At 56.7% G+C, this 13256-nt stretch carries 12 protein-coding genes; 4 read left to right on the forward strand and 8 right to left on the reverse strand.

All coding sequences use genetic code 11. From position 1 onward, the window contains the following. Positions 1-46 precede the first annotated feature (46 nt). The 6 genes from LC093_RS17345 to LC093_RS17370 all read right to left on the reverse strand — a co-directional run bounded on the left by LC093_RS17345 (position 47) and on the right by LC093_RS17370 (position 7063). Positions 47-841 carry a MotA/TolQ/ExbB proton channel family protein gene (locus tag LC093_RS17345; protein WP_226667830.1) on the reverse strand — a complete coding sequence of 265 codons (795 nt, stop codon included), beginning with the start codon at positions 839-841 and terminating at the stop codon, positions 47-49. Between the two features lie 105 nt (positions 842-946). After that, complete coding sequence (locus tag LC093_RS17350) at positions 947-1240, reverse strand: hypothetical protein (protein ID WP_226667832.1); 294 nt, start codon at positions 1238-1240, stop codon at positions 947-949. A gap of 22 nt (positions 1241-1262) precedes the next feature. After that, positions 1263-3353, reverse strand: coding sequence for a PEGA domain-containing protein (locus LC093_RS17355; protein ID WP_226667834.1), 2091 nt, complete (start codon positions 3351-3353; stop codon positions 1263-1265). Positions 3354-3702: 349 nt separating this feature from the next. Beyond that, entirely contained in the window at positions 3703-5271 is a 1569-nt protein-coding gene (locus tag LC093_RS17360) for a carboxypeptidase-like regulatory domain-containing protein (protein ID WP_226667836.1), read from the reverse strand. A 77-nt stretch (positions 5272-5348) separates the two neighbouring features. Further along, entirely contained in the window at positions 5349-6572 is a 1224-nt protein-coding gene (locus LC093_RS17365) for a hypothetical protein (RefSeq protein ID WP_226667837.1), read from the reverse strand. Between the two features lie 17 nt (positions 6573-6589). After that, on the reverse strand, positions 6590-7063 hold the full coding sequence (locus LC093_RS17370) for a hypothetical protein (RefSeq protein ID WP_226667839.1): 474 nt from the start codon (positions 7061-7063) through the stop codon (positions 6590-6592). On the opposite strand from LC093_RS17370, the gene LC093_RS17375 reads away from it, so the two are divergent. Then, positions 7011-7466, forward strand: coding sequence for a hypothetical protein (locus LC093_RS17375; protein WP_226667841.1), 456 nt, complete (start codon positions 7011-7013; stop codon positions 7464-7466). The genes LC093_RS17370 and LC093_RS17375 overlap by 53 nt on opposite strands. Positions 7467-7481: 15 nt before the next feature. After that, a complete protein-coding gene (locus LC093_RS17380) occupies positions 7482-7814 on the forward strand; it encodes a hypothetical protein (protein ID WP_226667843.1) in 333 nt (110 codons plus the stop codon). Positions 7815-8119: 305 nt separating this feature from the next. Here the strand turns inward: LC093_RS17380 and LC093_RS17385 are convergent, their stop codons facing one another. Further along, a complete protein-coding gene (locus LC093_RS17385; protein ID WP_226667845.1) occupies positions 8120-9436 on the reverse strand; it encodes a tetratricopeptide repeat protein in 1317 nt (438 codons plus the stop codon). 721 nt (positions 9437-10157) lie between these two features. Between LC093_RS17385 and LC093_RS17390 the strand changes: the two genes are divergently transcribed. After that, complete coding sequence (locus LC093_RS17390) at positions 10158-11225, forward strand: branched-chain amino acid aminotransferase (protein WP_226667846.1); 1068 nt, start codon at positions 10158-10160, stop codon at positions 11223-11225. A gap of 334 nt (positions 11226-11559) precedes the next feature. Further along, positions 11560-12162 carry a Yip1 family protein gene (locus LC093_RS17395; protein WP_226667848.1) on the forward strand — a complete coding sequence of 201 codons (603 nt, stop codon included), beginning with the start codon at positions 11560-11562 and terminating at the stop codon, positions 12160-12162. 168 nt (positions 12163-12330) lie between these two features. Here the strand turns inward: LC093_RS17395 and LC093_RS17400 are convergent, their stop codons facing one another. Further along, positions 12331-12879, reverse strand: a complete 549-nt coding sequence (locus LC093_RS17400) for a hypothetical protein (protein ID WP_226667850.1) — start codon at positions 12877-12879, stop codon at positions 12331-12333. Positions 12880-13256 lie beyond the last annotated feature (377 nt).

Below are 13256 nucleotides of genomic sequence, written 5' to 3' on the forward strand. Positions count from 1 at the left end.
CCGGGGTTCGTTCCGTCGAACACCCGCGGTGTTACTCAATTCATACTCAGCTTACTTTCAGGAACCGCAGCAGCTTGTTGTCGCAGTAGTTTTGCGTATCGAGTACCAGCCGCTCCTGCATTAGCTGCAGCTGATGGGTGAAAAACATAATGACGATACTGATGACCAGAGCTACGAACGTGGAGTTGAAGGCAACACCCAGGCTCACGGTAACGCCGGCAATATCCCCCTCAACGGCGCGGTGGGCCTGCGCCAGCGCTTCGCCGATACCGCGCACGGTGCCGATAAACCCGATGGATGGGATGGCCCAGGTGATATAGCGCACCATGGCCAACTCGCTATCCAGGCGGTCGCCTTCAGTTTCGCAGACCTCTTTCACCGAGTTGGAAACTGCTGCCACATTGCGCGTGGAGCCGAAGCGCTGCAGGGCGGTCAACAGGGCGCGCGGCAGGAGAAAGTTGCGCTCTTCTTCCGGCAAGGCCTGTATCGGTCGCGACAGGTCTCGCGCATCCTCCGGGAGAATGGGGGTGCCTTCGCTCACATTGAGCAGGGCCTGGTCGAGCAGTTTGCGCTCGCGAATACTGCGGCGAGCTTTCAGCCCCATGATCGCCATGGCCCACAACATCAGTACGAAGCAGGCCTCCTGCTCGTAGTCGCGCATCACGATATACAGCGAGCGCTGCTGTATGTAGGTTTCGCCTGCGGCTTCGCGGGCCATCTGCTCCTCGATCATGGCATCCGCATTTGGCCGGATGATCGCCACATAAATGGCGTGTACCAGAATGATGGCGCCGAGTAGCGCGAACAACTGGAAAACGAAGTCTGAAGATTTGAATTTCATGGGCATTCCCGCCTGTTGTCTTGCCGCTGTTTACGGCCACTGCCTGTGTCTGTTTCTCGTGGTCAAAACGATCTATTCGATCTGCCGGGATGATATGGCTCTGGGCTAGATATCCACGGGGTAGGAAACTGATAGGTCTTCCGAAATTTCCTCACTGGCTTCATAGCTGTCTGCATTTTCTGCACTTTGCGCCTTGATTTTGGGTGTGGATTTCTTTTGTTTCTGTTGCTGGGTGGTACCCACGGCTACAGGTTGTGCACTGACGGCCTCTTTTTCTACTGCAGCATCATCGCTGGTTTCCGCAGCGTTCTGGGCTGCGAGCGCGCCGCAGAAAACCAGTGATAGCAGCGCGCATGAGTACGTAAACTTCCCGGGGCTGATCGTGGCGAAAATTTTCATAGCCTGTGTCCCTGTTCGTTATTCAGTTCACCCAGCGGGCAACCCGGAAGCCCACATCATTGCGAGCTTCTGCGCCGTAGTCCCGGTAGGAGAGTCGCAGCTCGGTCAAACCGGCGTGACGCCAACTGGAGCCGCGAATCGCGTGGTAATCACCTTCCGGTGGTCCCACGGGGTTTTCTTCACGCTTCATGGAGAGCCCGGTGCCGATGGTGTAAAGATCGTGTACCCATTCGGAAACATTTCCGCCGAGATCAAACAGCCCCATGCTGTTGGGCGGGAAACTGGCCACAGGAGCCGTCGCTGCATAGCGGTCGCTGTAGGTTCTCAAAACGGCGGGTACGATGCTGGCGGCGCTGTTGTCGGCATAGTTGCCGGAGTTTTTACCCACGGGGAGTTTGTTGCCCCACGGAAATTTACGCATGTTGCCGCCATCGTATCGGGCCACCCAGGCCCACTCGGCTTCGGTTGGCATGCGGTAGCCATTGGCACTGGCGTCAAATCCGATCACCCGCCCGCGTTCCGTGCGGTAGACCTCCTTGAAACCATCGCGGGCGCTCAGCCAGTTGCAGAACAGGGCCGCGTCGTTCCAGCTGACGTTCACCACTGGCAGTTGGTCATTGTCCAGACTTACACCGTTCGCGTGGCTGGAACTGTGCATGCGCTGGTAACGCCGGAACTCGCGGTTGGTGACTTCGGTTGTGCCGATGTAGAAGGGGCGGGTAAGGGAAATCTGACGCAGAACTTCATTTGCACGCCGGCCCTGTTCACGGCGCGAGGATCCCATGGTGAACTGTGCGTTCGGGCGCATCAGCAACATTTTACCGCCTGCGCCGTGTTTGATTTCTGCCGGTACGCCGCTCCAGCGCGCTTGCTCGCCGGTGAGCAGCACTGCGCGCACCGTCTGCTTCAGCTTGGCGCTGGGAACGATTGTGGTCTGGTAATCCTCGTAGCCGGGCTTACGCACGACAATGTTGTGGCTGCGGGTGGGGAGGGTAAAGGTCTGTCCGGCGACGCCGGCGAGTTTGCCATCGATAAAGACCTGGGCATCTTTTGGGTTGCTGGTGATGGAAACTTTGCCGAACACCGCGATAAGGTTCACGGTCATTTCCCGCTGCTCACCGGCGCGCACGTCGATACTGCGCTCCACTGTGCCGAAGCCATCCTTGAAAAAGCGGAGCTGGTGGCGGCTGTTTGAGGCAAGGTCCAGTTCAATTGGGGTGCGGCCGCGAAACTCGCCATCAACGGTAACGCTGGCCCCTTCCGGGATCGTCACCAGATTGAGCAGTCCATCGGCCGCACCGAGCTCGATCGTATCGAGTGTCTGGTCCACCCCAGCGGTAACTGGCACCTGAATTTCTGCCGTTTTGTAATCGGGCAGTGAGATGTTCACAAGCCGGTCGCCCTGGATCAATTCCGTGGTCAAGGGCGTCGTACCCAAAACTTCGCCTTCGACACTCACGGTGGCGCCAGCGGGGTTGCTGGTGATGTGTACATTGGCCCACGCTGGACGCAGGTTGGCCTCCAGGGTCTGGGTATTGTCGAGCCCTTCGATTTCGATTTCCTTGCTGAATGGCAGGTAGCGATCCGTAAGCACGGTGATACGGGCACGGCCAGCTGGAATGGATTTCGCCAACCCCTGGTTACTTTCAATCTCAGTACCGTTCACCAGAATGCGCACCGTTACAGCGGGATTGGTGACCACCTGTAGATGTCCGGGCAGGCGTTCCAGCGTGATCGCGTGGCGGCTGTTGCTATCGCTACTGACTTCCACTTCACCACTTTGGGGTAGGTATCCGGTGGCACTGACGGAATAGCTGTAATGTCCGGGAAGCACCAGGTGACCGTCGCCCAGCGGCAATGCGAGACCGCTGACAGAAACATCGGCATCGGCGGGCTGGGTTTCGAAAATCAGCGAGCGCGCCACCAGCAAATACACCAGCATCAGAGCGCCGAGTAACAGGCACGCTGCAATGCCGATAGATTTTGGTGACAGCAGCAATTTTTTACTGCCCGAAGAAACAGGCGCAGGAGTAAAGCCTATTGGCTGGATGATGGATTCATCTTCATTGAACGGTTCGCTCTCGCGAACGGCTACCGCTTCCTTCGCTGTCATTTATGATTTCCTGTTACTGCGCACTTATTGATATTTCGCGTTGCGGCTTGCGGTTCCCGGTTGGCGCTTACAGCGCCAGTGGTCGATTTTTATGACCAGTTTGAAAGACGGGGAGCCGCGCATTTCAGCTTAGCTGGCTCTCGCGAAAGCGACCCGAATCGGGGCGCTTTTGGCGGCAGATACCTTGAATGCCAAGCACCGGCTGGCCGCTTCCGTCCACTTCTTTCTCGGAGGGAAAGGTGGTTCCCCGGTCAGAGTTTCACAGCTGAAAATGGCCGGGGTGATCCACTGGAGCCACACACGAAATCGTGTGCATTTTGATCAGGAGAGGAAAGGGAGGTTCAAAGGTTCAACTGTTATTGGCACCGTTTATTTTTTCTGCGCACTGGATGGTGACAACCGGTGTCTCGCCGGCGGGATCGACGACAATTTCCTGGCGCACATCCCGGTATCCACTGCGAGTGCCTACCACGGTATAGCGTCCGGGCTTGAGGGCGATTTCCCGCTCAGAAAAGTTACCCAGCTTGCCGACGTGGTAAATCGTCACGTCTGTGCTGGTATCCGACTGCAGGCGTACGGTAATTGGAATCAATGACTGCGTAATTGCGGTCTCCAGCTGCTCTATCTGGTTGTTCAGGCGTGGCGTATCCGCGTTCAGGGCGCGGGCGTCTGCCAGTACTTTGCGCGCATAGTGATTGCGTTTGCTTTGCCCCAAACTGAGGGGGTCCTGCAGAAGTTCTTGTAGCTGGTCATCGAGTTTGGCTCGCGCTTCCGACCTTGCTTTACCGGTGAGGGCCTGAACCAGGCTGCTGTCTTTGGCTATCAGCTTGCGATAATTTTCCGCCGCTTTGTGCCATTGCTCCTGTTTCTCTTGTCGCGTGGCACTGGCAAACAGTTGATCGATACGCGCTTGCGCAATGCCGTTTTCCGCCTGTGCGATGCCAATGCCAGGGTCTGCCGCATCGGGTTTCAAGGTGCGCGCAGTGGAGAAGAATTGTTTCGCCTGTTCGAACTTTCCTTCGCCAATGGCCGCATAACCGGCGGACATCGCTTCACTGTAATCCCGCTCGAGAATGGCCGCTTCAACTTTGGGAAGGAGCTCTTTGGCGGGAAGCGTTTCAGCGTCTTTGTTCAGTGCCTGATCCAGAGCCGATTTTGCCGTGTCCAGATCGTTGGCGGAGAAGGCATCACGACCGTTGGTAAAGTGTTGCCAGACTTCCGGAAGTATTTCTGCGCGCCCCTTGCCGCTAAGGCCTCGGGGGTGTCCTTCAGAAATCGTCAATACAAGTTCAAACGCTTTGAGTGCTCCGGGCGCGTCTCCTGTATTCAGTGCTTCATTGCCTTCGGCGATATGTTGCTCGATGCGCTCAGGAATACTGTCGCGCAAGGTTTGCAAGCCGGCCAGTACCTGTCGGTACTGCTCCAGTGCCTGATGGAATTTCCGCTGGCGATATATACCATCGGCTTCTTCCGCGAGACTGCGTGCGGCGAAGTAGTCTTCTGCGGCCCAGGTTTCCACTTTGCGTTCAATGAGCTCTTCCTGAAGTTGCAGTATTTCCTGCAGAACTTTCTGCACTTCGCGCCGCTGCTGGGTGATTTCGGCTTCGGTGAATGGTGATTCGTTTACCGGGGATGCTTTCGCTGCTTTATCTGCGGTGCTTGTTGTCGACGGCGGGGCGGCGACCACGCGGGGCTTTTCCACGGTTTTGGGTAATATCCAGAAAACGCCCACCAGCCCCGCCAACATCACGGCGGCCACAACCCCCTGTATCAGCCGTTGGCGATCGGGCGCGAGTGTGCCGCCCGACGAGGATGCGCGACGCGTGTTCTCCCCGTCGGCGTTGGCATCTGTTGCAAACGAGAAGTCTGCAGGCTGTATGTAATTCTGTTCGTCTGAAGAGGAATCGCGGTGTTGCATAGTGAGTCCGCACTGCTTGCTGTTATTGTATGGCTGCCGTGGGCAAGCCCGGCAGCCTGAGTGATCGAAAGTTGCGGTCAGATATCTGCCGCCTGACCGGTTTCTGCCTGATAAATCTCTTTCAGGATCTCACGCCACTGCCGGTACTGGTTTTCCACTGAGCCGGAGAGCGTCACTGTCCGGTCTTCCAGTTCGACGATACGCGGTTCGACTTCCGCCTCCATCGAGTCTCCCAGCTCCTGCAGTGCCTCAATGTGCATCTTGGCTTCCGAGCGGCGGTCGAAGCCGCTTTTCACCAGGTAGCCGCCTCCGGCCACAGCTACATTGCCTGCCTGCCGTGCTGCGCCACCCCCGGCTCCAGCCGCGGCAATACCGCCGACAATGGCTGCTACACCCATGATGGTGTTGTTGCGCGCTTTACGTTTCAGTTCGCGCATTTGCTTGACCTCTTCGTAGCTCATGGCGCGCCATTCCTGATAGGGCGTTTCCATGGATTTTACGAAGGTGTCGTAGTAGCCCTGCAATGTGTCCACAAACAGGTAGTCGCGCTCGCGAATACGGCGTACACGCATCAGCATGGGGTCGTTCTCTGCGGGCAGGGCGGTTAATTGATAAAGACCGTCGTTGTCTTCGGTCAGGTAGCGGTCAAAAGCACCCGGGGAAAAACTGCGGGCAAATTTGATTTCAGAAATGGTACGCAGCTCAGCAATGTACTGGTCTGACAGCCCCTGGCGGTAGATCAGCATGTCGTTGGCTACGCGGTTGTATATACCCTGGAAGGCATCGCCCTCGGTTGGGTGCTTGCGGTCGTAGGCGTAGTGGGACGCCTGCTCCGTATACTGTTTGGTAAACCACTTTTGGCCGCGAGAATCCGTGACGGTCACTTCGACGGTCAGGGTTTCTCCGTCGGACTGCACTATGGTGCCGTTCACCGTGACATCAATATTGGTGCGCTCGCTTGGGATTACCCGCACGGCACCCCAGCCATTGCTGGATTGAATCGCATCGGCCAGCGTCACGGCAATGTAACGGGATTCCGCACGGCGCAGTTCCGGGAATACCAGATCATCTTCCTCGACGTCTTCCTGCTGGTCGAGTCCGGCGTTGAACTGGACAATGCCTACATCAAGCAGGCGGTTTTCCGAAATCGCGGCGTCTTCAACGGTAAGCGGCGTGTAGGCCGTAGTCCGCACTTCCGTCGTGGTGCATCCCACAAGTGTCAAAAGACTGAAAACCAGTGTGCAGCAGGCTGTGCGCAAGTGTTTTATTGGCGCCGCCTTGCGATTGAGATTCGAAAACATATAGAAACCCTCCGCTGTTACTTCTGCGATTTTTTATATTTACGGTATTCCTCCCAGAGCCGCTCTTGCAGCTCGGGATCCTTCTCGCGCATGGCGGCTTCGCGAATCTGCCGGGCCACAACGTCGTCGTCATCGCCACTGGGGACGTTTTCCGGCACGACTGCCGCGGTATTCGTGTGATCGTATTCGCCAACGCGCCCTTTCGTTGGCAGGCCGGGACCAGTGGCCTGGCCGCTGGAATTGTTCTGCTCGGGGCCGCCGCCACCTTCGCCACCACCGGCCGGTGGTGCAGCCGGTAGCTCCGCTTCTGCAGATTCAATCAGGTCTTCGAGGGATTCTCCGGGGGGCGCTTCGTCCTCTGCTGTTTCTTCCTCGGCAGAGGCGGGGCGATTACGCACATAGTCCCGTTCGCGCAGGATCATGCCGTCGTAGCTGGCCATGGTGGAGTCGAATTCACCTTCCAGCTCGGCGACGCGCTCTGCGGAACTCATCGGCGCTTCATCGGGCGCACCACTACTACCGCTCGGAGGTGCTCCCGCGCTACTGCTGGAGCTGGCGGATGCCGACGCGGGTGAACCGCTGGCAGGCGATCCACTATTGGCCTGGGAGGCACTGGACGATGGGGCGCTGCTTGCCGGTGCACTGCTGGATGCGCTACTTGGGGCGCTACTGGATGCCGAGGCGCTGGCACTGCTGGACGAGGAGCTGCTACTGGACGAGCTCGATGAGCTGGAACTCGAGCTCGAACTGGAAGAGCTGCTCGCACTCTGCTGCTCTTCCGAGAAATCGATGTCATCCGGCGGTTCGGAATTGCTGTTGTTGGACGAGGGATCCGGCGGTGTACGTGAATCCTCCGGTCGCTGGTCCGAATCGCTATACACCGGTGTCGACTGACTGTTGGTGTTTGCTGTGGGGTCGTCCGCGCTGCTTTGCGAGCGTGAGCGGCGGCTGGATTCCTCGCCGCTGTCAGACGCCGTACTTGCCTGTTTGCTGGAGCGGTCTGCAGATTCAATGCTCGGCATTGAGGAATTCGGCTGCGCCTTGCTGCTGGCCGTGGACATGCTCGGGCTGCGGCTGCTCGGGGAGCTTTGCGAGGGCATGCTGCTGGCAGTAGATGGGCTCGACTGCGAGCGGCTGGAGCTGCTTGAGCTGCTGGACGACTGTGACTGCGACTTCGATTGCGAACTCGATGAGCTGGACGATTGCTGCGGCTGCGCAGGTGGCTGCTGCTGGGTCTGCTGATTTTTACAGCCAGCGACCACGGCAGTAAGTACCAGAGCGGATACCACGGTGCGCCAGCGTAGTGCTTCTGGCAGGGCTTCTGAGGGTGCGACACTGCGCTGCGTGACGTTGCTGCGAGAGTGGTTGTACCGCTGGGCGATTTTCCATAATGTCATTAGCTTCTCCTGATGCGCTCACAGGCCGCGGCGAAATCGCGGCGGCCTGATTCAACGCGTGGTGTAAGTTCGACAGTTCGCTTCCCGGCTTGTTGTTCTGGCGACTTCGTTTGCGCGCCATTTTTTTGGGATTGAACCAACTTCTCTACATCAGTCGAACACGAATCTCTGCACAATGCCGGTCGTTTCCACCGGCTCGCCATTTTCAAAACGCGGGCGGAATTTGGCTCGCTTCAATACATCGCGTACTCGCGAACGAATACTGACTTTATCGCTGGGTTCGGCATTTAATATCTGCACGTTACGGGCCTTGCCGAAGGCGGTCACGTCATAGGAAACCGTGACATAGGAATTTGCCAGCGCCTGTCGATCTTCGTCGAGTAGCGGCAGCGTAGGCAGGGCGGCGGGGCGACCAAAAATTTCCTCTATTTCCTGATTGGTGGCGCCGTTGTCCCACAGTGCCTGATAGGCCTCGCCATAGGTTTTCCGGGCGGAATGCCACTTGTTGAACATCATGTACCAGTCGCCCAACTCCACTTTGGCCTTGGCTGACGCAGCCGGGGGGGAAGTCGGGTTTTTCTGGTACACATCCATGATGCGTGTAATGGCGGTTTTACCCGAACTGAAGCTGTTCATACGATAGTGATCCAGTTGCGCTCTGCGCTCTGGACTCACATCCGACCCACCAAAGCTGGTATTGATCACTACGGCTTCCTGAGGCTCGCCGGAGTAGGTCGCGAGATAATAGTTGGTGGCTTTGAGCCCTCTCAGTGCTTCGACCAGGCGCAAATCGTTCGCACCAAAATTCTGCGAAATAATATCGATGGCCAGGGCGTAAAGGTTTGTCGCATTGATTAAATGCTCGAAGAGCGTTGCCCCTTTTTCGTCCACATAGGCCTGTAGATGCCAGCTACTCAATTCATTGATGACCGGCAGCATACGGGGGTCGTTTTCGCCGTAGTTTTTGGCATGTAGCCAGAAAAGATATTCGTGATTGTCGTTGGCTTCTTCCCACTCGTTCAGCGCGATCTGGCTTTCGATCATACGCTCGATCATTGGCACCTGGTTCAGTGAATAGAGCCCCTCGTTCACCCGGTTTATCAGCATGGCGCGCCGGAACTGGGAAATCGCTTCTTCGTGGTTGCCGGAACGCTGCAGGATTGTGCCCAGGCCGATCAGTTGTTCATCGAGGCCGGCGCCGTACGCGCCGTATTCGGCTTCCATTTCTTCGATCCGTTGCCGGTAGTCATCGGCGGCGCGGGAAGGGACGAGTATTCGTTTCGGCTTTTCCAGTGGTTTAGAAGCCGCTTCTATATAGGCCGCTGGCGGCGCACCATTGTGAATTACAGGGTTATTGGCAGAGTCATTTGCTGAAAATTCCTGCGCCGATACAGAGCCACACAGCAGAGCTGAGGCTGTAAACATCAAGCCGATCGCTATCGCATTGCTGATTTCTGTCTGTGTCACGGTAGAACCACTTCCATTCCATGTTGTGTTGACCCGCCCCGACCCCAGTTAGGGGGTACGGACAAGCTCGAGTTCCGGCGACTGGAAAAAAGTCGCGCGGTTTTTCTCTCCCTGAAGTGTGGTTCGTTCACTTTCCTGCCGGGTTACCGGTGTGTCTGTTCGTATTCCGGACTTTGGTGACGCGGGAATTTTTTTAGCCGTGGTTTTGGCATTGGATTCCCTTGCATTTGGCAAGCACCGTCCGTGTATTTTTGAGTATAGCCAACGAAATTTTCCGCCTTGGGGTATTGGAGATGGCTGCGACGCCTGATGAAAAACGGTTTGTTTTTTTGTGAAGGAAAAGTGTGGCAGCTCGTGAACGGAGTGAGATGAAAAGGCGGAAGTTCCTGAGCAGTTGAGTGCCAGTAATTTTCCGTGCGGAGCGGGTGGCGCGTTTCTAGAGCAAGCGGCAGCGCAAGAAACGTGTGGGCGGACTAAGTTAGTCGTCGGGAGGGGCGTGCGAGGCCTGTAGATGGCCTGAGGCCGCTGAGCCGAGGAGCTCGTGTTTGTATGGGGATTCATTGTCCGTCTTGCGCAATATTTCTCCTAAATATGGCGCCAGGGATTACCAGACGTTGCGTAAATGTTCTTTATGTTGGTCGGAGGGTTTGGATTGGGCGCGGATAAGCGCCATAATTCGCAGGTTTCAGTATTCCTGTGCATTGTTATTGGGAGAGCTTTAGTGAGCATAAAAATACAACCGGAAGCCATCGCCAGCTTGCGCGGGTTTGAGCTGCCAGAAAGGCTGGGGTTCGGTACCGTAATGGCCCCGGTGATGTTTCACGCCCGGTTTCAGGACGGCCGCTGGAGTGACGGGGAGTTGATCCCCTACGGCCCGCTGGCCCTGGATCCCGCTGCCAAGGTGCTGCATTACGCGCAGACCTGCTTTGAGGGGATGAAGGCTTACCGTAAAGGCGCCGAGGTGCGTCTATTCCGCCCCGAGCGCAATGCCGCGCGTATGGCGCATTCCGCCAGGCGCCTGTGCATGCCGCCAGTGACAGAGTCACTGTTTCTCGATGGGGTACGCACCATCGCTGCCTACTGCGCCAATTTGATCCCGGCGAGTAGCGGCGAGTCACTCTATATCCGTCCATTTCTGATCGGCACCCAACCAGACCTGTCGGTGACGGCGAGCCGGGCCTACGAGTTCTATGTGATAGCGAGCCCCTCCGAGGCTTACCACGCAGGCAATATGCGCTTGTGGATCGAGCGTGAGGACTCCCGCGCGGCAGTCGGAGGCACCGGCGATGCCAAGGTGGGTGGTAACTATGCGGCCTCGCTGCTCAGTGTCTCGCACCTCAAGGAACGTGGCTACGACCAGTCACTGTGGCTGAATCCTGGCAACCGCCATACCGTTGATGAACTTTCCGGCATGAATTTCTTTGCAGTGATGGATGGTGCATTGCATACCCCGGCGCTGAATGGTTCCATCCTGGAGGGGATCACCCGGGATTCCATTCTCACACTGGCGAAGGAGTTGGGGCTGGAGGTGCACGAGCGAGAAATCGACGTAGATGATTTACTCAAACTGGTGGAATCCGGAACCTGCAGTGAAGCGTTTGCCTGTGGCACTGCGGCCATCGTAAGCCCGATAAGCGAGCTGGGTGATGGCGAGCAACGTTATAAGCTGAAACAGGCGCCGGGCCCGGTCGCGGAGCGCCTGCGCGCAGCGCTGCTGGATATTCAGGAAGGACGGGCAGATGACCGTTTTGGCTGGATGCAAACCGTCGACGTCGCGGAGAACGGATAGCCCTGCCTGGAGATCACTCGCCTCAGCTGCGACAGATTACGCTGGTGGTTGGTTTCGAGTGAATTTGTAGCACTTCGGAAAAAGCGGCTGTTTCCCTCGGAAACGGCCGTTTTTTTATTCGCGCCAATTTTTGCGATTGCGTTGACTTGGGTGACCGAGGTGATACAACTTCATAATGCGAATAATAAGAAACTGGAACTTTGGGAAATGCCTTGGGCGGTATCCCTCACTTTGACAAGTCGTATCCAGCTCAATTTGAGAGTTTAAATGAGGCTCTCCCTCTCACCCGCGAATTCGCACGGTTGAGAAGTTCCTCTGAGTGAGGAGAACGGGAATGCTGAATCATCTCTTTGGTCTGATGGTGCAACCTCGCAGACAGTGGCAGCAAATTGCCGGCCTGTCCGAAAAGGGGCTCAACCGTCAGATTCCTTACGTCATCGTATTGGCATTGCTGCCGGCACTGGCGTGGTATTTTGGCACCACGGAAATTGGCTGGAGCATTGGCAGTAGTGGCCAGGTACGCACGCTGACCAGTCAGAGTGCCCTGTCGCTGGTTGCGGTGTTTTACATCACCATGATCCTGGCGGTAGTGGCGATCGGCTTTTTCATTCACTGGATGGCCAGAACCTACGGTGCCAAGACACACCCGATGAAAGGCATGGTCATTGCGGGGTTCACCGCAACGCCGATCTTTATTGCGGGTGTCGCCGGGCTCTATCCGGTGCTCTGGCTGGATATCCTGCTGGCCACCCTGGCGGTGGCGTACGCCGTATATCTCCTTTATGTCGGAATACCGATCGTACTGAATGTATCGGAAGAGCGGGGGTTCCTCTTTGCCAGCGCGATTGTAACCGTGTGCCTGGTGATGGCCGTCGTGGTGATGGTGGCAACGGTCCTGTTCTGGAGCTATGTCGCCGCGCCGGTATTCCAGCACTGATACCTCCCTCCGGAGCCGGCCTGGGACATATTTGCCCTGGCTAACAAAAAAGCCCCCGTGCAAGATTCCTGTACGGGGGCTTTTTACTGTGAGGTATAGAAACGGAGGCGGAGGTACCGGACACTTTTGCCAGGGGAAACCGTCTCTCTCCATCTGATCACCAATCACCTAGGGCCGGTAGTCAAATTCCAGCTGGTATCCGTTTGCCAGTGTGATCTGATCGGCGTGTGCCTGACCGCGCTGCAGTTCTATCTCCGCTACAGCGTGCACGAGTGCCCTGGGAGCCAACTCCTGGCACTGAATTTTCATTGCCTGGATGTTGCGGTCTGCGCTCAATACCCGGTGCTCGACGATGCGGAGCTGCAAGGTGAGTCCGTCATTGAGAAGGGTGAAGCCGGGCCCGCTGGGTAGCTCAACCTGGTATTTCATCGCGCCCCAGGCGCCATCACAGCGAATGGCATCATAAGTCTTGGTCGCTTCACTTGACGCCTTCTCAAGCGCGCCGGATTCGAAGTACTCAAACTGCCCATCCAGATGTTTTACAACCTGGTATGCGTAGCCATCTGCCTGCAGGCGCAGTTCCAGTTGCTCTGCGAGGATGGTCGCGCTGTCTGAAAGTAATGCAGCCCCTACAAGCGCTGACAGATACGCGGATAAGCCACATCTGCGCCGGCGAGTGTTTCCATCACTGACTTCTGCTTTTTTTGTGGATTCCATTCGCTGCTTTCCGCTGTGGTGGCGATCAGGGAGCAAGGAGAGTAGTCGGGACAAAGAAAGTACCGCGCGCACATTGGGTGGGCAAGCGCTTGAAGGCGATTGGCGCAGAACAAAACTGATTGGTCAGTCATCTTTGTTGGTTAAAAGGAGACATAGTTCCGAATGGCGTGTTGCCGGATCCCATTCTGATTGGATACTATCCGAGCACTCATAGCCGAAATTTTGCGCGCCCTCTACTTGGTACATTCGTACCATTTTGGGTTGCGGGCGGGGGAAAATCTGGTCGATGTCCTTAATCGACCGGTCGGGCTCCGGGATTCCGTAAATACGGGGCTGTGAAACCTATAAAAACCAAAATGAATAACCTGTTTGGATTG

It is taken from the genome of Microbulbifer aggregans, assembly GCF_020524005.1.
Taxonomy (GTDB): Bacteria; Pseudomonadota; Gammaproteobacteria; order Pseudomonadales; family Cellvibrionaceae; genus Microbulbifer; species Microbulbifer aggregans_A.

Coding starts and splice junctions, on each gene's coding strand:
- LC093_RS17345 (WP_226667830.1), bottom strand. CDS start 841: ATGAAATTCAAATCTTCAGACTTCGTTTTCCAGTTGTTCGCGCTACTC.
- LC093_RS17350 (WP_226667832.1), bottom strand. CDS start 1,240: ATGAAAATTTTCGCCACGATCAGCCCCGGGAAGTTTACGTACTCATGC.
- LC093_RS17355 (WP_226667834.1), bottom strand. CDS start 3,353: ATGACAGCGAAGGAAGCGGTAGCCGTTCGCGAGAGCGAACCGTTCAAT.
- LC093_RS17360 (WP_226667836.1), bottom strand. CDS start 5,271: ATGCAACACCGCGATTCCTCTTCAGACGAACAGAATTACATACAGCCT.
- LC093_RS17365 (WP_226667837.1), bottom strand. CDS start 6,572: ATGTTTTCGAATCTCAATCGCAAGGCGGCGCCAATAAAACACTTGCGC.
- LC093_RS17375 (WP_226667841.1), top strand. CDS start 7,011: ATGGTGGAGTCGAATTCACCTTCCAGCTCGGCGACGCGCTCTGCGGAA.
- LC093_RS17370 (WP_226667839.1), bottom strand. CDS start 7,063: ATGAGTTCCGCAGAGCGCGTCGCCGAGCTGGAAGGTGAATTCGACTCC.
- LC093_RS17395 (WP_226667848.1), top strand. CDS start 11,560: ATGCTGAATCATCTCTTTGGTCTGATGGTGCAACCTCGCAGACAGTGG.
- LC093_RS17400 (WP_226667850.1), bottom strand. CDS start 12,879: ATGGAATCCACAAAAAAAGCAGAAGTCAGTGATGGAAACACTCGCCGG.